This window comes from Stenotrophomonas sp. STEN020, from assembly GCF_056760195.1.
The window spans coordinates 82,139-100,247 of record NZ_JBRREI010000012.1; the positions used below are offsets into that span (position 1 = coordinate 82,139).

General features: G+C 63.9%; 18 protein-coding genes. 12 read left to right on the forward strand and 6 right to left on the reverse strand.

The window, feature by feature from the left end:
• Positions 1-62: 62 nt before the first annotated feature.
• The 3 genes from ACVOLZ_RS07470 to ACVOLZ_RS07480 are packed head-to-tail and all read left to right on the forward strand — an operon-like array spanning position 63 to position 2,334.
• Positions 63-389 (forward strand): DUF3649 domain-containing protein, encoded by a 327-nt coding sequence (locus ACVOLZ_RS07470; protein WP_481515624.1) that lies wholly within the window; start codon positions 63-65, stop codon positions 387-389.
• Complete coding sequence (locus ACVOLZ_RS07475; protein WP_481515625.1) at positions 386-2,008, forward strand: PepSY-associated TM helix domain-containing protein; 1,623 nt, start codon at positions 386-388, stop codon at positions 2,006-2,008. Before ACVOLZ_RS07470 ends, ACVOLZ_RS07475 begins: the two co-directional genes overlap by 4 nt.
• Positions 2,005-2,334: a DUF3325 domain-containing protein gene (locus ACVOLZ_RS07480; protein WP_481515626.1), complete on the forward strand. Its 330-nt coding sequence runs from the start codon at positions 2,005-2,007 to the stop codon at positions 2,332-2,334. The genes ACVOLZ_RS07475 and ACVOLZ_RS07480 overlap by 4 nt, the downstream gene beginning before the upstream one ends.
• Before the next feature lie 232 nt (positions 2,335-2,566).
• Here the strand turns inward: ACVOLZ_RS07480 and rlmKL are convergent, their stop codons facing one another.
• Positions 2,567-4,705, reverse strand: a complete 2,139-nt coding sequence (rlmKL, locus tag ACVOLZ_RS07485) for a bifunctional 23S rRNA (guanine(2069)-N(7))-methyltransferase RlmK/23S rRNA (guanine(2445)-N(2))-methyltransferase RlmL (RefSeq protein WP_481515627.1) — start codon at positions 4,703-4,705, stop codon at positions 2,567-2,569.
• A 132-nt stretch (positions 4,706-4,837) separates the two neighbouring features.
• The gene (locus tag ACVOLZ_RS07490; protein ID WP_481515628.1) at positions 4,838-5,365 is read right to left on the reverse strand and encodes a hypothetical protein; all 528 of its coding nucleotides are present in this window, start codon (positions 5,363-5,365) and stop codon (positions 4,838-4,840) included.
• A 51-nt stretch (positions 5,366-5,416) separates the two neighbouring features.
• On the opposite strand from ACVOLZ_RS07490, the gene ACVOLZ_RS07495 reads away from it, so the two are divergent.
• Positions 5,417-5,980, forward strand: a complete 564-nt coding sequence (locus ACVOLZ_RS07495) for an N-acetylmuramoyl-L-alanine amidase (protein ID WP_481515629.1) — start codon at positions 5,417-5,419, stop codon at positions 5,978-5,980.
• An 18-nt stretch (positions 5,981-5,998) separates the two neighbouring features.
• On the opposite strand, the gene ACVOLZ_RS07500 is transcribed toward ACVOLZ_RS07495, so the two are convergent.
• From ACVOLZ_RS07500 to ACVOLZ_RS07510, 3 genes are all read right to left on the reverse strand, one after another.
• Entirely contained in the window at positions 5,999-6,919 is a 921-nt protein-coding gene (locus tag ACVOLZ_RS07500) for a DUF1684 domain-containing protein (protein WP_481515642.1), read from the reverse strand.
• A gap of 68 nt (positions 6,920-6,987) precedes the next feature.
• Complete coding sequence (locus ACVOLZ_RS07505; RefSeq protein WP_481515630.1) at positions 6,988-7,890, reverse strand: sulfurtransferase; 903 nt, start codon at positions 7,888-7,890, stop codon at positions 6,988-6,990.
• A complete protein-coding gene (locus ACVOLZ_RS07510) occupies positions 7,887-8,690 on the reverse strand; it encodes a CoA pyrophosphatase (RefSeq protein ID WP_481515643.1) in 804 nt (267 codons plus the stop codon). Before ACVOLZ_RS07510 ends, ACVOLZ_RS07505 begins: the two co-directional genes overlap by 4 nt.
• Positions 8,691-9,021: 331 nt before the next feature.
• Between ACVOLZ_RS07510 and ACVOLZ_RS07515 the strand changes: the two genes are divergently transcribed.
• Both ACVOLZ_RS07515 and ACVOLZ_RS07520 read left to right on the forward strand, forming a co-directional pair.
• Positions 9,022-9,453 (forward strand): post-PEP-CTERM-1 domain-containing protein, encoded by a 432-nt coding sequence (locus ACVOLZ_RS07515; protein WP_481515631.1) that lies wholly within the window; start codon positions 9,022-9,024, stop codon positions 9,451-9,453.
• Positions 9,450-11,135 (forward strand): PA domain-containing protein, encoded by a 1,686-nt coding sequence (locus ACVOLZ_RS07520; RefSeq protein WP_481515632.1) that lies wholly within the window; start codon positions 9,450-9,452, stop codon positions 11,133-11,135. Before ACVOLZ_RS07515 ends, ACVOLZ_RS07520 begins: the two co-directional genes overlap by 4 nt.
• 379 nt (positions 11,136-11,514) lie before the next feature.
• Here the strand turns inward: ACVOLZ_RS07520 and ACVOLZ_RS07525 are convergent, their stop codons facing one another.
• Positions 11,515-12,216 carry an FKBP-type peptidyl-prolyl cis-trans isomerase N-terminal domain-containing protein gene (locus ACVOLZ_RS07525; RefSeq protein ID WP_481515633.1) on the reverse strand — a complete coding sequence of 234 codons (702 nt, stop codon included), beginning with the start codon at positions 12,214-12,216 and terminating at the stop codon, positions 11,515-11,517.
• A 170-nt stretch (positions 12,217-12,386) separates the two neighbouring features.
• On the opposite strand from ACVOLZ_RS07525, the gene ACVOLZ_RS07530 reads away from it, so the two are divergent.
• The 6 genes from ACVOLZ_RS07530 (at position 12,387) to pstS (ending at position 17,875) form a co-directional block, all read left to right on the forward strand.
• A complete protein-coding gene (locus tag ACVOLZ_RS07530; protein WP_481515634.1) occupies positions 12,387-13,169 on the forward strand; it encodes an enoyl-CoA hydratase/isomerase family protein in 783 nt (260 codons plus the stop codon).
• 7 nt (positions 13,170-13,176) lie between these two features.
• Positions 13,177-13,536: a hypothetical protein gene (locus tag ACVOLZ_RS07535; RefSeq protein WP_481515635.1), complete on the forward strand. Its 360-nt coding sequence runs from the start codon at positions 13,177-13,179 to the stop codon at positions 13,534-13,536.
• 137 nt (positions 13,537-13,673) lie between these two features.
• Positions 13,674-14,315: an endonuclease III gene (gene nth, locus ACVOLZ_RS07540; RefSeq protein ID WP_481515636.1), complete on the forward strand. Its 642-nt coding sequence runs from the start codon at positions 13,674-13,676 to the stop codon at positions 14,313-14,315.
• A gap of 169 nt (positions 14,316-14,484) precedes the next feature.
• Positions 14,485-15,696 (forward strand): OprO/OprP family phosphate-selective porin, encoded by a 1,212-nt coding sequence (locus ACVOLZ_RS07545; RefSeq protein WP_481515637.1) that lies wholly within the window; start codon positions 14,485-14,487, stop codon positions 15,694-15,696.
• 262 nt (positions 15,697-15,958) lie between these two features.
• On the forward strand, positions 15,959-16,738 hold the full coding sequence (locus tag ACVOLZ_RS07550) for a PA3715 family protein (RefSeq protein WP_481515638.1): 780 nt from the start codon (positions 15,959-15,961) through the stop codon (positions 16,736-16,738).
• A 117-nt stretch (positions 16,739-16,855) separates the two neighbouring features.
• A complete protein-coding gene (pstS, locus tag ACVOLZ_RS07555) occupies positions 16,856-17,875 on the forward strand; it encodes a phosphate ABC transporter substrate-binding protein PstS (RefSeq protein ID WP_481508972.1) in 1,020 nt (339 codons plus the stop codon).
• The last annotated feature ends 234 nt before the right edge of the window (positions 17,876-18,109 follow it).

Genomic DNA, 18,109 nt, shown 5'->3' on the forward strand with positions numbered 1-18,109 from the left:
ACTTATTCCACGCCACCGGCTTTGCCGGTGGCGTCCGTATTGATCCAACTTTGCAGGTTCCCGTGGACAGCACGCCTCTCGCCAGCCCTTGGTACACCCGTCTTGGCAGTTTCTTCGCGCGCCCTTGGCTGGGCGTGTTGTCGCGTTCGCTTGCCGCCATCGTCGGCGGCTACGCGCTGGCCGCCACATGCTCGATGTTCTTCGCCGTGGCCCTGCCCATCGCCCGCAGCCAGGCCGTGCTGACCGGCATGCTGGTCGCCATCGTGCTGTGCGCCTGCGCTGCACTATGGGCTTTCGCCACCCGCAGCGCTTTGCGTGCCTGGATGGGCATTCTGATTCCGATCGCGCTGTTGTGGCTGGGCTCACAGTGGTTCGGAGCGGCAGCATGAAGAACGGATTCCGCCAATCGATGGCGTGGCTGCACACCTGGACTGGCTTGCTGGTCGGCTGGTTGCTACTGCTGATCTTCATGGCCGGCACCGCCAGCTACTACCGCGAAGAAATCAGCCGCTGGATGCGCCCTGAGCTGCCACGCAGCACGATCAGCGCCGACGATGCCGCCGCCCGCGCGCTCAGCTTCCTGCAGCACAAGGCACCGCAGGCCGAGAGCTGGAGCGTCACCCTGCCCGATACCCGCAATCCGGCGCTGCGCATGTTCTGGCGCAATCCCGAATCAATGGTCACGCCGCCAGTCGAAGGCGAGAAGCGCCGTCGCCGTGGTGGTGGCCGCTTCGGCGATGCCACCGTCGATCCCAACACCGGCAATGAAGTCACCGCGCGCGAAACCCGTGGTGGCGATTTCTTCTATCGCCTGCACTTCGACCTGCATTACATCCCGGTGGTGTGGGCACGCTACATCGTTGGTTTCTGCGCGATGTTCATGCTGGTGGCGATCATCAGCGGCGTCATCACCCACAAGAAGATTTTCAAGGACTTCTTCACCTTCCGCCCACAGAAAGGTCTGCGCTCATGGCTGGACTTCCATAACGTCAGCGCCGTGATGGCATTGCCGTACCACGCCATGATCACCTACACCGGCATCGTCACCTTGATGTTCATGTACCTGCCATGGGGCGTGAGCACTGCCTATCCAAAGGACGAGGATGCGTTCTTCAGTGAAGCCTTCGCGCGCATGGCGGATATCGAATCGCCAGGGCAAGGAACAGCAGCGCCGGTGCCGATCCAACAGCTGATGGACAGCGCGCGCAAGCAGTGGAATGGGGCTGACATCGGCGGTTTCACTGTGTACCGGCCAGGCGCCGCCAACGCCGTGGTCGACATCCAGCAGCGCGATGGCAAGCGCCTGTCGGTGGATACGCCGTCGCTGCGCTACAACGCCGTCAGTGGCGAGCTGCTGGAAGCCAGCCCCAACGCAGGTGGTGCAACGCAGACGCGGGGCGTGATGTATGGCCTGCATCTGGCACGTTTTGCTGACTGGGGCCTGCGCGCCCTGTTCTTCCTGTCCGGATTGATCGGCTGCCTGATGGTGGCCAGCGGTGTGGTGCTGTGGGCGGTGAAGGAACGGCCCAAACATGCCAAGTCCGGCAAGACTGGCTTTGGCCTGCGCCTGGTCGATGCCTTGAACATCGGCGCCGTCGCCGGTCTGCCGATTGCCTTTTCCGCCTACTTCTGGGGCAACCGTTTGCTGCCGGTGCAGTTGGCCGAGCGCAGCGACGCCGAGGTCAGCGTGTTCTTCTACGCATGGGGTGCATCGCTGTTGGCAGCCTTCATCTGGCCGAAGCGGATGATGTGGGCATGCCAGCTGTATGTGGGCGCGGCGTTGTTTGCGCTGATTCCCGTGCTCAATGCCTTCACCACGAAGGCGCACCTTGGCACTACCATTGCTGCCAGTGATTGGGTGTTGGCGAGTTTCGACCTGACCATGATCGCCTTCGGCGCAATGTTGGCGTACTGCGGCTGGCGCATGCAGCATTGGCAGCCGCCGTTGAGTGCCGCCGAGAAGAAGCGCCGGCAACAGGCCGCTGTTGTGGCGGAGGCAAGCGCATGATGCTGCTCGCACTTGGTTTGTCGTTCGCTGCGTTTGCGGCCTTGTCGCTGGCGATGGAGAAGCATCAGTTGGAGCTGCATGGCAAAGCCGGTGCCAGTGCCGCGCGCATGCGGCTATGGCGTTGGCTGGGCTGGGGTCTGCTGACCGCCGCGTTCGCGCTATGCGTATGGCGCAACGGCTGGGCGATGGGGCCGGTGTGGTGGCTGGGCGCGATGACCGTCGCCGGCCTGCTGCTGGCGTTCGGTCTGTACCCGTATCGCCCGCGCTGGATAGCGCCATTGGCGTGGGCGTTGCCGGTCGTGGGGATGGCGGCAGCAAGCCTGTAGAGCCGAGCCATGCTCGGCTGGGGCTTTACTAGAAATGCTCCTGGTAGCGCCGAGCCATGCTCGGCGGAGGCCTTCCCGTTAATGCCGACCTGTAGTGCCGAGCCATGCTCGGCACTACAGGTCGGCATTAACGGGAAGGCCTCCGCCGAGCATGGCTCGGCACTACAGGTCGGCATTACCGGGAAGGCCTCTGCCGAGCATGGCTCGGCACTACAGTTGAGGCGCGCCGGCATTACATCCGGCGCAGTTCCCAGGCGCGGTGGATGCGGGCGTTGCGCTCGAAATCCGGGCCGATGGTCTGTGCGGAAATCTCGCGGCAGTTGGCGAACTCGGCAACCGCATTCTCGTCCAGTTTGAAGCGGCGGAAGTTGTTGGAGAAGTACAGCACGCCGTCGGAGGTCAAGCGATCCATCGCCGCACGCAACAGGCGCACATGCTCGCGCTGGATGTCGAAATCCTCAGCGCGCGCCGAGTTGGAGAAGGTCGGCGGATCGCAGAAGATCACGTCGTAACGGTTCTTCTCCGCTTCCAGCCAGGTCATCGCATCGCCCTGCACCAGGGTGTGCTGGCTGCCGCCCTTGCCGTTGAGCGCGAGGTTGTCGGCACACCACTGCAGATAGGTACCCGACAGGTCGACGCTGGTGGTCGAAGAGGCGCCAGCAACCGCCGCTTCCACGCTGGCGACGCCGGTGTAGCAGAACAGGTTGAGGAAGCGCTTGCCCCGCGCTTCCTGCGCCATATGCGTACGCAGCGGGCGGTGATCGAGGAACAGGCCGGTGTCCAGGTAATCGAACAGATTCACGCGCAGCAGCGCGTTGTTCTCGCGCACCAGGATGAACTCGCCGCGCTGCTCGAAGCGACCGTATTTGCTGCCGCCCTTGCCGCGCTCGCGCGACTTCAGCGCTACCTGCTCGGCAGGCACCTGGAATACTTCGCGGGCAGCCGCCAACAGTTCATTGCGACGGCGACGCACGTCCACGTCCGGAATGGTGGCCGGTGCCGCATATTCCTGCACATGCAGGAAGGTGCGGTTCTTGCCACCGTCTTCGCGGTAGACGTCGATGGCGGCCGCGTATTCCGGCAGATCGGCGTCATAGGCGCGGAAGCAGGTGATGCCTTCGCGGTTCAACCAGTTCTTGAATTTCTTGAGGTTCTTGCGCAGGCGATTAGCCACCATCTGCGCGCCTTCGCTGAGCTCGCGCGGCTGGCCGGCGTTCTCGCGCTCTGGCACAGCAATCGGATCACAGACGATCAGCGCGCACTCGATGGCACCGTTGAACATCTGGTATTTCTTGCTCGCGCGCAGGCCGGTGGCAAAGGCCAGATCGGCGCTGCCGCACAGCAGGCTTGCGCGCCAGGTTGGCACCGCCCGCTTGAGCGCATCGCCGATACGGCGGTACAGCACGGTGTCAGCAGCCAGGCGTTCGTCGTAGGGCGGATTGCAAACCACGCAACCGGTTTCCTGCGGCGGCACCTGCACGTCGGCCACGTCACGCACGCCGAACCAGATGGCTTCGCTGACGCCAGCCACTTCAGCATTTTCCTTGGCCGCACGGATTGCCTGCGGGTCGATATCGCTGCCGTGGATGACCTGCTTGAGCGCAGCGCGGCCAACCTGCTCACGCTCACGCGCTTCGGCAGTCAGTTCCTTCCACTGCGCCTGATCGAAACCGCGCCAGCGGCTCGGCGGGATGCTGCCGTGGCGCTGCAGGCCCGGCGCCACGTCGGCGGCCATCAGGGCACCTTCGATCAACAAGGTGCCGCTGCCGCACATCGGGTCCAGCAGACCACCGCCTTCGGCATGGATCTTCGGCCAGTTGGCGCGCAACAGCACGGCGGCGGCCAGGTTTTCCTTCAGCGGCGCGTCGTTCTGCGCCATGCGCCAGCCGCGGCGGTGCATCGGGCCACCGCCCAGATCGATCGAGATGGTTGCCCTGCCCTTGCGCAGCGACAGATTGATGCGCACGTCCGGGAACTCAACATTCACCGATGGCCGCTCCATGCCCTGCCCGCGTAGGCTGTCGACCACGCCGTCCTTGACCCGCTGCGCGGCAAAGCGCGCATGGGTGATCGCGGTGCCGGACACATGCGCGTCCACCGACAAGGTCAGCTCGGGGGTGATGTGCTGGTCCCACGGCATTGCCGCCACGCCCTGATACAGCGAGCTCTCGTCCGGGCACTCGAATTCCTGCAACGGCCACAGCACCCGGCTGGCCAGACGCGACCACAGCACCACGCGCTGCGCATCGCGCAGTTCGCCTTCGGCATTGACGCCGGAAATGGTGGCGGTCGCCCGTGGCAGGCCCATCGCCAGCAGTTCGTCGGCGAGCAGGTATTCAAGGCCCTTGGCGCAGGAAACAAAGAAATTCACGGGAGATATCAACTTTCAGAAAGGGAATCGGGCCGGCCAGACGGGCAGGCACGGTGGCCAGCCCCGGGGCATCCAAGGCCGCTATTGTAGGCAGTTGCCCGTCGCGCCGTCGGATTCAGCCAGCGGCCGCGTTCACAAACCGCGCAGCAAGGCCTCAAATGCCTGACAGGAGGCGTCCACATGGCGCATCAAGCGGTGGCCGTCATTGACCAGCAGCAGCCGCGCTTTGCGCTCGGCCGCCCATGCAATGACATCGGCGGCCGGGATCAGCTCGTCGCTCCAGGCGTGGACCACGCTGATCGGCACCGCCGCGGCATCCAGCGCCGGCATGGGCCCCATTGTGGTCGGCGGCACCATCAGGAACAGCCCGGCCACCGGCACCTGCAGCGAGGTGATCGCCGAGATATAGGCGCCCAGACTGGACCCGGCCAGCACCAGCGGGCCGCGTGCGGCCATCTCAGCCGCGCGTTCGACCAGCCGCTGCAGCCGCGCCGGCACGTCGCCGACCCGGCTGATCTCGTGCTTGGCGTCCAGGTCGGTGTAATCCGGACGTTCGTGGCTCCAGCCCAGACGTTCGGCCACATCGGCCAGCGCAGTGACCTTGGTGGCGTCCGGGCCGCTCTCGAAGCCGTGCGACAGAATGCAGTGGCCGCGGCTCATGGCTGGCGGCAAGTCGTGGGGGAAATCATGCGCGAATGCTAGCATCCACACATGCACCTGCCGCCCCCCATCATCGCCAAACCGCTGCCCTACGAACGCCAGTTGGCGCAGCGCAAACCCGCCGAGATCGATCTGGTGGTGATCCACTGCACCGAGTTGCCGGACCTGGCCACGGCACGCGAATACGGTGAGCGTGCGCTCTACGACAACGGCAGCGGTAACAGCGGCCACTACTACATCGACCGCGACGGCAGCATCCAGCAGTACGTCGCGCTGGACCGCGTTGCCCACCACGTGCGCGGCATCAACCCGCGCTCGATCGGCATCGAGCTGGTCAACCGCGGGCGTTGGCCAAACTGGTTCGACTCCAACAACCAGGCCATGAGCGAGCCCTACCCGGAAGCGCAGATCGCTGCCTTGGTGAGGTTGCTGGAATGGCTGCCGCAGGCAGTGCCGTCATTGCGTTACATCGCCGGCCATGAGCAGTTGGATACCGCACTGGAACCGGCCAGCAATGACCCCGGGCTTAGCGTGCAGCGCAAGCTCGATCCGGGCCCGATGTTCCCGTGGGAACTGGTGCTGCGGGCTATCGATCTGCAGCAGCTGCCGGACTGAGCAGCCCCTGGCAGCCACTTACTGCGGCAGGTACTGGAACTTCTCGCCTGCGGTCACCGCAAGATCCAGCCGGTTGATGGCCGGCGCAATCGGGCACACCACGTGCGGGGTGAACGCACAGGGTGGGTTTTCGGCGCGATTGAAGTCCAACTGCACCACACCGTCGGTAGGCATTGCCGCGTACACATAACGCGCACCGCCATAGGTTTCGCGACCACTGGTGCGGTCCGACAACAGGAAGAACAAGCGCCGCGATGGCGGTGCGGCCTCATCCAACACCGGCTGCAGGTGATAGCTACGCCCATTGACCTCAAACACTGCCTCACCCGGCACAACCGCAGGCAACGGGGTACCGATCGAGGTCAGCAATACCGCCTGCTTGGGCGCCGGGAACGGCCGCCATTGCGCGCTGATATTCCATTTCGGGTCGACCGGGAAGTGCTCGATAGCCGTAAATGCCAGGCGCCGCGGCGATTGCGGGTCGCGGTAGCGCCAGCCCAGGATGCTGCCAGTGCGCACCAGATAGAACTCCGAGTCACCCACTTCAACGCGACTGGCCTCGTTGACATGAGCGACTCCGGGAATCAAGACCGCGCGTTGCAGCGGCTGACCTTTCATCTGAGCACCCGCACGGGAACCTGCGGTGAAGATGGCTTCACCATCACGGCCCACCTGCAGGAAACCAAGCTCGGCAGGACCACTGGGCAACACCACATCATTGGCCGCGGCGCTGCCCACCCGGTAAGCACCGGTCTTGAGCCGGCCCGAGCCGGTGTAGCTGAGCCAACCATCGGGTGCGCGCAGCTCGGCCAGACGCTGCGTCCGCCACTGTTCAACCTCGCGCAGATACTGACGCGCTGCATCGCCGGACAAGCCGCTGCCTGGCGCGTTGCACGCACCAAGAACTGCCGCCAACAGCGCTACGCCTAGCCATTTCAATGAACGCACGCTTCCCCCGAAGCATTCATACCCATCGGCACCGCGCCCACTCGCGGCGTACTGATTACTCAAGCTGTAGCAACCGGCCTGTTTGCATCACTGGACCAACCACTCCAGGAATCACTGAACACACGCAGCCCGGGCATACCGGCATGCGCAAACGCCAGGGCGAGATGACAGGCAGTGACGCCCGAACCACACATCACCGCCATCTGCGCCGGCGCCTGCCCGGACAACAGCGGCGCCAACTCAGCGCGCAGCTCCTGTGCTGGACGGAAACGACCATCACGCAGGTTCATGCCGAACGGCCGGTTCAGCGCACCGGGTACATGCCCGGCGACCCGATCCAGGGGCTCCACTTCGCCGCGGTAGCGTTCACCTGCACGCGCGTCCAGCAGCCATGCTGGCGTCTGCGACAAGCGCGACTGCACCTCATCGACGCTGACTACCTGGGTCATATCGAACTGACCTGGGTAGGCGGGCAACGATGGCGCCGCAACCGGAGCCGCATCGAGTGCGTGCCCTGCTGCCTGCCACGCGGCCAAACCGCCATCGAGCACGGCGACCTTGCGATGGCCAATCAGTTTCAGTAACCACCACAGGCGCGCTGCCGCCATGCTGCCGTCGGCCGCATCGTAGACCACCACCTGTGTATCGGGAGCAATGCCCCAACGCCCCAACTGCGCTGCAAAGACCGCGCTTTCAGGCAGCGGATGCCGGCCATGCCCTTGCTTGCGCATGTCCGACAGGTCCTGCTCCAGATCGGCATAGACCGCACCGGGGATATGCCCGGCGGTATAGCCAGCCATACCGGATTGCTTGTCGGCCAGCGAGTAGCGTGCGTCCACCACCCGCAATGCAGTGCTGGCAGTAGCGCGGGCATCGACCACGCGCAAATCAGGTTGCACCAAGGCATTGGCGAGATCCGCTGCATCAATCAGCGTGGTCCACGAGATTCCGGTCTGGCTCATGCCAGCTGCTCCAAACGACGGCGAAGGTTGTAGAGAATGGCGGCGGTCGCTCCCCAGATGCGCTGCCCGGGCCAGCTGTACTCCATGACATGGCGGACACGCCCACCATGCTCGATATCCACCTGGCGCAGATTGGCCGGGTCCATAAGGTAATCCAGCGGCACTTCGAACACCTCGGCCACTTCACCGGGTTCGGGACGCGCGATGAACGCCGGGTCCACTACCGCGACCACCGGCGTTACCCGGAAGCCAGTGATGGTGATGAACGGGTCCAGGTAACCCAGGGCCAATACCTGGCTGCGCGGCAACGCGATTTCTTCATCGCTCTCGCGCAGCGCAGCTGCCAGCGGATTGCGGTCGACGGTTTCGATACGGCCACCGGGAAACCCGACTTGTCCGCCATGGTTGCGCAATCCTTCGGTACGGCGGGTCAAGATCACCTGCGTGCCCTGCGCGCGCGGCACCAGGCCCGCCAATACCGCAGCTTCCACCGGCGGCCCGGGCGGCAGCAGGTCTTCCAGTTCCGAACGATTCCACCCTGGCCCGGTTGGCGTCCTGGTCAGTGGCATCAAGGCCTGCTGCAGCCGATCACGGCCCTGCAACTGCTCAGCAAACGCCTGCGCGTGGCGTGCGCGCCGTGGCAGCTCCTGTGTCATTACCCGCCGCCGCTCGTCCTCGCTCATGCGCATCCAAGCACCTATCTCGGCACCATTGCGCCAGCAACCACGGCAATAGCCCTGCTCATCAAGCGCGCAGATGCCAATACAGGGGCTGGAGATGACACGAGCAGGTGCATCCATCAATTCCGACATCACGTAAGCGTAACGCGAGGCGCACTTTCGGACCAGTTACCCGCCTTTGCCAGCAAGGAATTTGCATTGTCCGGATGGCAATGGGGGCCGATTCAGCGGATCGGGCGACTCCAAAGCCCATTCATTATGTGACACCCATCAAACTATGGTTGAGCGGAGGTTCATCTAAGGGCACACTCCAGTTGCCGACAGGGGGAACACGAACCATCCAATGCGCGTGACGCGCGTTCGATCAGCGTGGCTGTTGGACGCCTGCTTCGCACGCATATGGATGGAGCCTTATCGCTTTTCACTCTGTAAGCGGAGCTCGGAAATGAGAATGGCAAAACCCTCCTTGTTGTTATCGGCGCTGGCACTGTCCGCCAGCCTTTCAGTACAGGCCCATGAGCCGCCAACGGACGGCAACCCAAGTACCCCTACCGAAAGCGGCATGGTCGCCGGCATCGATGCCAAGACCGGCAAGCTGCGCAAACTCACCGATACCGAGATCCGCGCACTTTCCGACAAGGCAAACGCAATGCCCTCGGCAAGCCGCAGCGCCGCCGGAGCCAATGCCGCCTGGGCGCGCATTCCACAGACCGGCACCGATGCCGCCAAGACCGTGCGCCTGCAGAGCAACGGCATGAGCACGGCCGACCTACCCCTGTCCGCGCTGAACTCGTTGAGTGTTGAGCGCAACGCCGCTGGTGAAGTGCAGATCCTGGAGAACGGCGCCCCGCTTTCGCATGGCAGACAGGAGGTGTCCGAATGAAGACGCTGCTACTTTCCGCCGTCATCGCCAGCGCCCTGCTCGGTGCATCGGCAAACGCCGCCATCATCACCCCTATCAATCAGGACCCAGCCGGCAAAGGCCTGAACGACCCCACCCTGCGTGCACCAGAAGGCGGTAATCCAGGCAAAACGGTGGGCGAACAACGCCGCATCGTCTATCAATTTGCCGCCGATCTGTGGGGCGCGGTACTGCAGAGCAATGTAGAGACCTTTGTCGGCGCAAGTTTCCAGGACCTGACCTGTACCGCTACCGGCGGCACCCTCGGCTCAGCCGGCGCCTCATGGATCGCAACCACGCCACCGACCGCGACCGAGCTGGGCATGATCTATCACGCTCCATTGGCCAACGCACTCAATGGCAGCCGCATCACCATCAGCAGCGCCGGCACCGACATCACCAGCCGCTTCAACAACAATCTGGGCGGCAGCAATCCGGACGGCACGCCGTGCATGACCGGCTCGGGCTGGTACTACGGACTGGACGGCAAGGCACCTGACAACCGGGTCAGCTTCCTCGACGTGGTGATGCATGAAATCGGCCATGGTCTGGGCTTCTCCGGCTTCGTCGGCTACACCACCGGGCGACTGGGCGAACGCATCGGTATCCCGCAGTACTACGGCTACTCCGACGTCTACACGGAGAACGCCTACGACAACCTGTCCGGCAAACGCTTCACCGAAGCCAGCATGACCAACGCGTTGCGCGCCACATCGATCAAGACCCGCGGCGCACCCGCGTGGAACGGCGCAACCACCAGGGCACAGACACCACTGTGGCTGGACCCTGCCGTCGTGCTGTCGGTCAACGGCAGCAGCGTGGTCACGCAGTTCTTTGGAACCGCATCGTTCGGCCCCCCCGCCACACCGGCCAACTTCGCCGGCGCGGTCACCATTGCCAACGACGGCACCGCCGACACCGCCGATGCCTGCCAAGCGATCCCGGCCGGCAGCCTCAGCGGCAAGGTGGCCTATATCAACCGCGGCGGTTGCGCGTTCGAGATCAAGGCAGCCAACGCGCAGGCAGCAGGCGCGATCGCAGCAATCATCGGCAACGTCGCCAGCTCCGGTGATCCGGGTACCGCACCCGGCATGGCGGAAGACCCCAGCGTCAATGCGACCATCCCGACCCTGAGCGTCAACCTTGCCGATGCCAATCTGATCAAGGCAGCGGCACAGGCAGGCACAGCGCTGACTGCGGCATTGGGAGAAGTTGCCGGACGCTATGCCGGTGCCGATGCCAGCGGGCGTCCGTTGCTATACGCACCAGCGGTGGTTGCCAGCGGCTCGACGTTCTCGCACTTTGAAAGTGTGTTGATACCGGATGCGTTGATGGAGCCGGCCAACAGCCCCAATACTGACGCGGGGCGCATGGTCGATCTCACCCTGGCGGCATTTGTCGACGAAGGCTGGAGCTTGAATGCAGGCACTGCACGCATCGGCAGCTGCGATACGGGGGTAAAGCTGTTCAAGAACCCGGGCTTGATCGCAGGCGCCAATGTGCAGGCACAGGATCGTTTGTGCCGCACAACCGCCAACGGCAACCGTGCGCTTTACCTGCGCTGCATGAACGACACCGCTGCCTCGCTGAAAGCCGTCAACCTGATCAGCACCGTTGAACAGGCCGGCATACGCACCTGCGCTGCCAAGGTGACATCGCCGTAGATCTGGTAGAGCAGGGATTGCCGGTAATGCCGAGCCATGCTCGGCAGAGACTTTCCCAGCCACACCACCAGCTCGTCCAGAATCAGCACTGGATTGTGGACAAAGAGCCGGCGCCTTGATGGCGCCGGCTCTTCTTTTTTGCACAGCACTGATAGCTACCTGGCCTGCAACAACCCAGCTTGCGATGGTCGGCTACTGCGGCCTTGGCCAGTAGCGCGCCCGCACTGGGCTGATTGTTGATGAAGCCGCTCCTGCTGGTGTCGCTGGTGAAGCCCCTGCCGAGCATGGCTCGGCACTACCGGCATCGGGTGGGAATTTCGGACAAAAAGAAAGCGCCGGTGTTGCCACCGGCGCTTTGTACTGCATCACTGGTTTGCGCTTACTTGACGCTGACCAGCTTGATCTCGAACTGCACAGCCACGTTCGGCGGGAACGGCGTACGCGGGTCGGCACCGTAGGCCTTCTCCGGCGGCAAGGTCACTTCCCACTTGGCGCCAGACGGCATCTGCAGCAGGGTTTCGCGCATGGCAGCCATTTCCACTTCGCTCAGCTTGATCGACGGAATCGACTGTGCCGGGCGAGCTTCGGTCGGACGCTGGCCGTACGGGAACGGACCGGCAACTTCCAGTGCAACAGTGCTGGCCTGGGTCGGCTTGGCGCCGGCGCCGGCTTCGATCACGCGGTACTGCACGCCGCTGGCCAGGGTCTGCACGCCGGCCTTGGCCTTGTTGGCAGCAATGAACTGGTCGCTACGGGTCTTGTTTTCAGCGGCGGCCTTTTCGTACTCGGCCTTGGCAGCCTGGGCACGGCCCTGCTCGCGACGCTGGAAGGCTTCAACGGCCGGCTTCAGCTGATCGGCGGTGATCGCCGGCTGCTTCTTGGCGTAGGCATCCTGCAGGCCCTTCACCACCGAAGCGATGTCCAGCTGCTCGCCACGGCCGGTGAGTTCGGCCAGGTTGTTACCGTAGTCATAGCCGAAGTAATAGCTCAGCTTGCCCTTCTCGGACGCGATGTCCTGGGCGAAAGCGGTGCCGGTGACGGCCAGGGCGGCCACGGCGACCGCAATAGAACGCAACTTCATCAAACAGTTCTCCAGGAATGGTGTCTCAGGGCAAACATGCCGCTAGAGGCGACGGGTTAGGATAGCCGTCGCAAAGGCTGTCCGCCACTGACGACGCTCACCTATGACCGTCGCCGGTTGAAAGAGTTCCATTCATTACTTTTTTTTAACGTTTTGAGGCTTTCACCCTTATGTCCGAGTCACCGGTTTCGACCAGTACCCACGCAGGCGTCCGCACCATCACCGTGCAGCGCCCGGAAAAGCTCAACGCCCTCAACCGGCTGACCTTGGAAACGCTGGATGCAGCCTTTGCCGAGGCAGCATTGGCCGAGGACGTAAGAGTGGTAGTCCTGACTGGCGCCGGCAGCAAAGCCTTCGTTGCCGGCGCGGACATCTCCGAAATGAACACACTGACCCCGGTTCAGGGGCGCGACTTTTCGCTGGTCGGGCAGCGACTGATGCGCCGTATCGAGCGCCTGAACAAGCCGGTCATCGCAATGGTGAACGGTTTCGCACTGGGCGGCGGCATGGAACTGGCCATGGCCTGCCATCTGCGCATCGCCGCCGACAGCGCCAAGGTCGGCCAGCCGGAGATCAATCTGGGCTTGGTACCGGGTTTCGGCGGCACCCAGCGCCTGTTGCGCCTTGCCGGCCGTGCGGCCGCGCTGGAGCTCTGCCTGCTCGGTGCGCCGATCAGCGCCGAGCGCGCTCAACAGCTGGGCCTGATCAACCGCGTGGTCCCGGCCGCCGAGCTGGAAGCAGAGACCACCAAGCTGGCCGAGCAGCTGGCCAACGCGGCACCGCTGGCCCTGCGCGGCATCCTCGACGCGATCAACGTCGGTGGTGAGTGCGCTATCGAGGAAGGACTGGAATACGAAAGCGCGCAGTTCGGCCTGGTGTTCTCCACCGACGACATGCGCGAAGGCACCAGCGCCTTCCTGGAACGTCGCAAGCCGGAATTCAAGAATCGCTGAGTTGTCCATGTCCAACGCAAGCGCCACACCCCGCCAACTGCTGCAATTCGTACTGGATGATGATCTGGATGCGGCGCTGTGCGCAGGGCTGATGGACTACCTGCCGCAGCCCGGCGACGAACTGCTGGATCCCGCGTACCCGCAGCTGCCACAGCAGTTGCAGCAAACCCAGCAACAGCTGCGCACAGCCTGGGCCGCGCGTGAGCGCTATCGCGCCCGCGCCGCGCGACTTGAACGCCGCGATGCCGAGCGCCAGGCACGTCGTGCGCCACCGCCGGTAGCAGACAGCAAGCCTGCCCTGCCCTCTGCGGCTGCGGCAATCCTGGCCCGGGCCAAGGCGCGCGCCGCAGAGAAACCAGGCACATGACGGCAGTGGCAGTGAAGAATACGACGAGAAAAGAAGCCGCCGCAAAAAAGATCGGTGCCAAGAAGATCGCGGTGAAAAAGGCTCCGGCAAAAAAAACCGCAGCGCCGAAAACCACATCGGCTCGCGGCAGCAAACGCATGAATGCCGCCGAAGTACTGGAGATGTTCACGCGCCTGCGTGAGCTCAACCCGCATCCGACCACCGAGCTGGAATACAGTTCTCCGTTCGAGCTGCTGGTGGCGGTGACCTTGTCGGCGCAGGCCACCGACGTTGGCGTCAACAAAGCCACCCGCAAGCTGTTCCCGGTGGCCAATACCGCCCAAGCCATTCTTGCCTTGGGCGAAGAAGGACTGAAGCCCTACATCGCCACCATCGGCCTGTTCAACGCCAAGGCCAAGAACGTGATTGCCGCCTGCGCGATTCTGGTGGAGAAGTACGGCGGCGATGTGCCGGCTGAGCGTGCCGCACTGGAGGCCTTGCCCGGGGTTGGCCGCAAGACCGCAAACGTGGTGCTCAATACCGCGTTTGGGCAACCAACGATGGCGGTGGACACGCATATCTTCCGCGTCTCCAACCGCACCGGGCTCGCTCCTGGCAAGGATGTGCGGGTGGTCGAGGATGGCCTGATGAAGGTCATTCCGGAAGAATTTCTGCAGGATGCGCACCACTGGCTGATCCTGCACGGGCGCTATGTCTGCAAGGCGCGCAAGCCCGATTGCCCGCAGTGCGTGATCCGCGACCTCTGCCACTTCAAGGACAAGACCGCCAACGCTGCCTGAGCGTCGGCGGCTGCCATCTGCACGACACTTTCCCGTAACAGCCAATAGGCCAAATACGCAGGCCCTTGTGTCACGGGGCCAAAGCTGGTCGCCGAACTGTCACATTTACGCAATCTTTACGCCCTAGCCTTCGCAGCAACCTCCAACTGCCTGCAAGGCTACCCACCCAATGAAACTGCATCGCCAACTCCTCACCGCGGCCGTGGCTGCTGCACTGTTCGCGCCGGCTGCACACGCTGAAGTCGCCATCGACGTTATTGGCGGTTCCGAAATCACCTTCGAAGGCCTGGTCCAGGCTGACGGCAACTGGTTCAGCAATGACAAGGCCGACTTGAACGGCAACACCGGCAAGAACGGCAAGGACAGCGAGTTCGAACTGCGCCGCGCCGAGCTGGTGCTGAAGGGCAAGGGTCCGGGCAATATCGAATGGGTGGTCGGTTATGACGCCAAGGCCGACAAATTCCTGGACACCAACGTCAAGTACAAGCTGGGCGGCAACAGCAACCACTTCCTGCAGGCCGGCCAGTACAAGCAGCCGAACAGCCTGGAAGAGCTGTCCAGCACCAAGAACAACGACTTCATCTCCAAGGCCACCGTCACCAACACCTACGCAGTTGCCCGCCGCCTCGGCGTTGGCTACGGCATCGGCGATGCCAACTGGTCGGTCACCGCTTCGGCCTTCGGCCGCGAGCTGACCCGTGACCTGGCCCACGGCAGCGGCTACGGCGTGCGCGGCACCTTCGCCCCGATCAACGAGAAGGGCAACATCATGCACCTGGGCCTGAGCTACGTCGACTACGACACCGACGCCGACCTGCTGCGCCTGCGCGCACGTCCGAACGCCGATCTGGCCACTGTGCGCCTGGTCGACAGCGGCGACCTGAAGGACACCGACCGCCTGAGCACCATCGGTGCCGAAGCCATGTACGTGCGTGGCCCGTTCAAAGCCCAGGGCGAGTACTACAGCTCCAAGGCCAAGCGCTACGACCACGGCAACTACAGCACCGACGGTTACTACATCAGCGGCGTGTGGAACGTCACCGGTGAGACCTGGGGCTACAAGGGCGGCACCCCGAGCCTGGGCCTGCCGGACGAGCCGGGCCGTGGCATGTGGCAGCTGGGCGCACGCTTCGACCACATCGATCTCAACGACGGCGGCCTGAAGGCCCCGGCCGTGGTCGGCGGCACCCCGCTGGTGGACGGCGTGCTCGGCGGCAAGATGGACATCTGGACCGTTGGTGCCAACTGGTACTGGCGTTCGAACTTCAAGGCCTCGCTGAACTATGTGATGGTCGACAGCAACAAGTACTCCTCGTCGAGCAAGAAGTTCGTCAGCGACAAGCCGGACATCTTGGAAGCGCGCCTGCAGTTCTTCTGGTAAGCATTGGCTGCAAGCAACACCACGAACGCCCCGCAAGGGGCGTTCGTCGTTGCAGCGATTGTGATTTTGTAGGAGCGGCGTAAGCCGCGAAGCAAGCGACGTTTGCGCGCAAGCAGTTGCCGCAATCTGAAGCTGCGTCAGCTTCGCGGGTTACGCCGCGCCTACAACGGTGGGCGCCGCTGCGCTTGTTGAAGCGGTGTTAGCTTCGCAGCTTACGCAGCTCCCACAATCTACTCGGGGAGCGCTCCAACCGGACGGATCCATGCGCACCTGCCTGCTCGTACTGCTGCCTTCCCTGCCCTTCACCGCCCTCGCCCAGGATTGCGGCGATGACAGCGCTGCACGCATCACCCAGGCCTACCAGCAACGCGATAGCAACGCCCTGCCCGACCGTCCTGGCTGGGCCATCGATGCCGAACGCGGCGCTTGTCGGGTCTGGCCGGCCGACACCTCGTTGACCCTGATGGCGGTGCCGATGCTGGGCCCGGAGGAATTCAGCGGCGAGGTCCAGCAAGGTGACCTGGACGTACTGGTAGTCGACAGCGCCAGCCTGCGCCCACGCGCGGGCCTGCGCCTGCCTGAAGTGATGAGCAGCGATGCCATCCATGTCGACAGCGTCGGCCTGGATACCGCGCGCTATAACCTCTCGCCGAGCGTGCGCGCGTTCGGCGTGCGCAGCTCACGCAGCAACTCGTCGCAGCCCAACCCTTTCAGCGAAACCCGGCTGCAGCTGCTGGTATTCAACGGCACCACCCTGGAGGCTGTCACCGAGCAGATTGTCGTATCCAGCAACGGCGGCGAATGGGACACCCGCTGTGCCGGCGAGTTCCATGAAACAAAGCGCACGCTGGAGCTTGGCCCCGCCCCGGCGCAGGGCTGGGCCACACTGACGGTACGCGAGCGCAACGCCAGCACCGTCAACCGCGAGGATGCCGCTGGCACGTGCAGTGAAGCGCGTGAAAACCACCCCATTCGCAGTTTCAGGCTGCAGCCAAAGGGTCGCTTTTACCCGCTCCCCAGCGAGATAAAAGCAACATTCTGATGACATGAGGCATTGTCATTTGAACGTCATGTGACAGACGCTGCACTGTCATCAAATCGTTATGAAATAGGCGCCGGGCGGAACTCACCGCACATTCACACCTCCCAGGAGCCACTTGTGATCCACGCCATCAAATCGCGCGCAGCCGTTGCCATCCTCGCTGCGTCGTCCGTGTTCGCCGCCAACGCTGCCGATGTCACCGGCGCTGGCGCGTCCTTCATCTACCCGGTCATGTCCAAGTGGTCGGCCGATTACAACACCGCTACCAGCAAGCGCGTGAACTACCAATCGATCGGCTCGGGCGGCGGCATTGCCCAGATCAAGGCCAACACGGTGGACTTCGGTTCGTCCGATGCCCCGCTGAAGCCAGAAGAACTGGCTGCAGCCGGCCTGGTGCAGTTCCCGTCGGTGATCGGCGGCGTGGTGCCGGTGCTCAACGTGCCGGGCGTGGAAGCCGGTGCGATGAAGTTGGATGGCCCGACCCTGGCCAACATCTTCCTGGGCAAGATCAGCAAGTGGAATGACCCGGCCATCGCCGCGCTCAATGCCGGCCTGACCCTGCCAGACACCAAGATTACCGTCGTGCACCGTTCCGACGGTTCGGGCACCACCTTCAACTTCGTCAACTTCCTGTCCAAGGTCAACGCCGACTGGAAGACCACCGTCGGTGAAGGCACCAGCGTCCAGTGGCCGGTCGGCATCGGCGGCAAGGGCAACGAGGGCGTGGCTGCCTACGTCAAGCAGATCCGCGGCTCAATCGGCTACGTCGAGTTCTCCTACGCCCTGCAGAACCGTCTGACCTTCTCGCGCATGAAGAATGCCGCCGGCAACTTCGTGCAGCCGCGCGACGAGACCTTCTCGGCCGCTGCCGCCAGCGCCGACTGGGCGAACGCACGTGACTTCTACCTGGTGATGACCAACGCCCCGGGTGAGCAGGCATGGCCGATCACCGCCACCAACTTCATCCTGATGCGCAAGCAGCCGAAGACCGCTGAAGGCGCCAAGGCCGCGGTCGAATACTTCCGCTGGATCTACGCCAACGGCGACGCCCAGGCCCGTCAGCTGGACTACGTGCCGCTGCCGGACCCGCTGGTCCGCCAGATCGAAACCTACTGGCAGCAGAACCTGCGCTACTGAGTAAAGAGCCGGCGGGACCCTCTCCCTCGTCGTCTCAAGCGCGGATCAGGTGATCCGCGCTTTTTTTTTGGTTTTTGTGGGAGCGGCGTAAGCCGCGAAGCCGGAAATCCAGTCCCTGCGGCATTGCCGGGACCACTCCCTGTAGAGCCGAGCCCATCAGGGGGTGCGGGGTTGCGGGGACTCCCCGGCCGCCGCATGGTGGGGGGGGGACGGGGGCGCGGGGGGGGGGGGCCC

Bases quoted from the DNA above. Each gene is read 5' to 3' on its own strand.
- ACVOLZ_RS07535 (WP_481515635.1), top strand. From the start codon at position 13,177: ATGTCCAACGCAAGCGCCACACCCCGCCAACTGCTGCAATTCGTACTG.
- ACVOLZ_RS07520 (WP_481515632.1), top strand. From the start codon at position 9,450: ATGAAGACGCTGCTACTTTCCGCCGTCATCGCCAGCGCCCTGCTCGGT.
- ACVOLZ_RS07515 (WP_481515631.1), top strand. From the start codon at position 9,022: ATGGCAAAACCCTCCTTGTTGTTATCGGCGCTGGCACTGTCCGCCAGC.
- nth (WP_481515636.1), top strand. From the start codon at position 13,674: ATGAATGCCGCCGAAGTACTGGAGATGTTCACGCGCCTGCGTGAGCTC.
- ACVOLZ_RS07480 (WP_481515626.1), top strand. From the start codon at position 2,005: ATGATGCTGCTCGCACTTGGTTTGTCGTTCGCTGCGTTTGCGGCCTTG.
- ACVOLZ_RS07510 (WP_481515643.1), bottom strand. From the start codon at position 8,690: ATGGATGCACCTGCTCGTGTCATCTCCAGCCCCTGTATTGGCATCTGC.
- ACVOLZ_RS07545 (WP_481515637.1), top strand. From the start codon at position 14,485: ATGAAACTGCATCGCCAACTCCTCACCGCGGCCGTGGCTGCTGCACTG.
- ACVOLZ_RS07490 (WP_481515628.1), bottom strand. From the start codon at position 5,365: ATGAGCCGCGGCCACTGCATTCTGTCGCACGGCTTCGAGAGCGGCCCG.
- ACVOLZ_RS07530 (WP_481515634.1), top strand. From the start codon at position 12,387: ATGTCCGAGTCACCGGTTTCGACCAGTACCCACGCAGGCGTCCGCACC.
- ACVOLZ_RS07550 (WP_481515638.1), top strand. From the start codon at position 15,959: ATGCGCACCTGCCTGCTCGTACTGCTGCCTTCCCTGCCCTTCACCGCC.
- ACVOLZ_RS07475 (WP_481515625.1), top strand. From the start codon at position 386: ATGAAGAACGGATTCCGCCAATCGATGGCGTGGCTGCACACCTGGACT.
- ACVOLZ_RS07525 (WP_481515633.1), bottom strand. From the start codon at position 12,216: ATGAAGTTGCGTTCTATTGCGGTCGCCGTGGCCGCCCTGGCCGTCACC.
- ACVOLZ_RS07505 (WP_481515630.1), bottom strand. From the start codon at position 7,890: ATGAGCCAGACCGGAATCTCGTGGACCACGCTGATTGATGCAGCGGAT.
- ACVOLZ_RS07495 (WP_481515629.1), top strand. From the start codon at position 5,417: ATGCACCTGCCGCCCCCCATCATCGCCAAACCGCTGCCCTACGAACGC.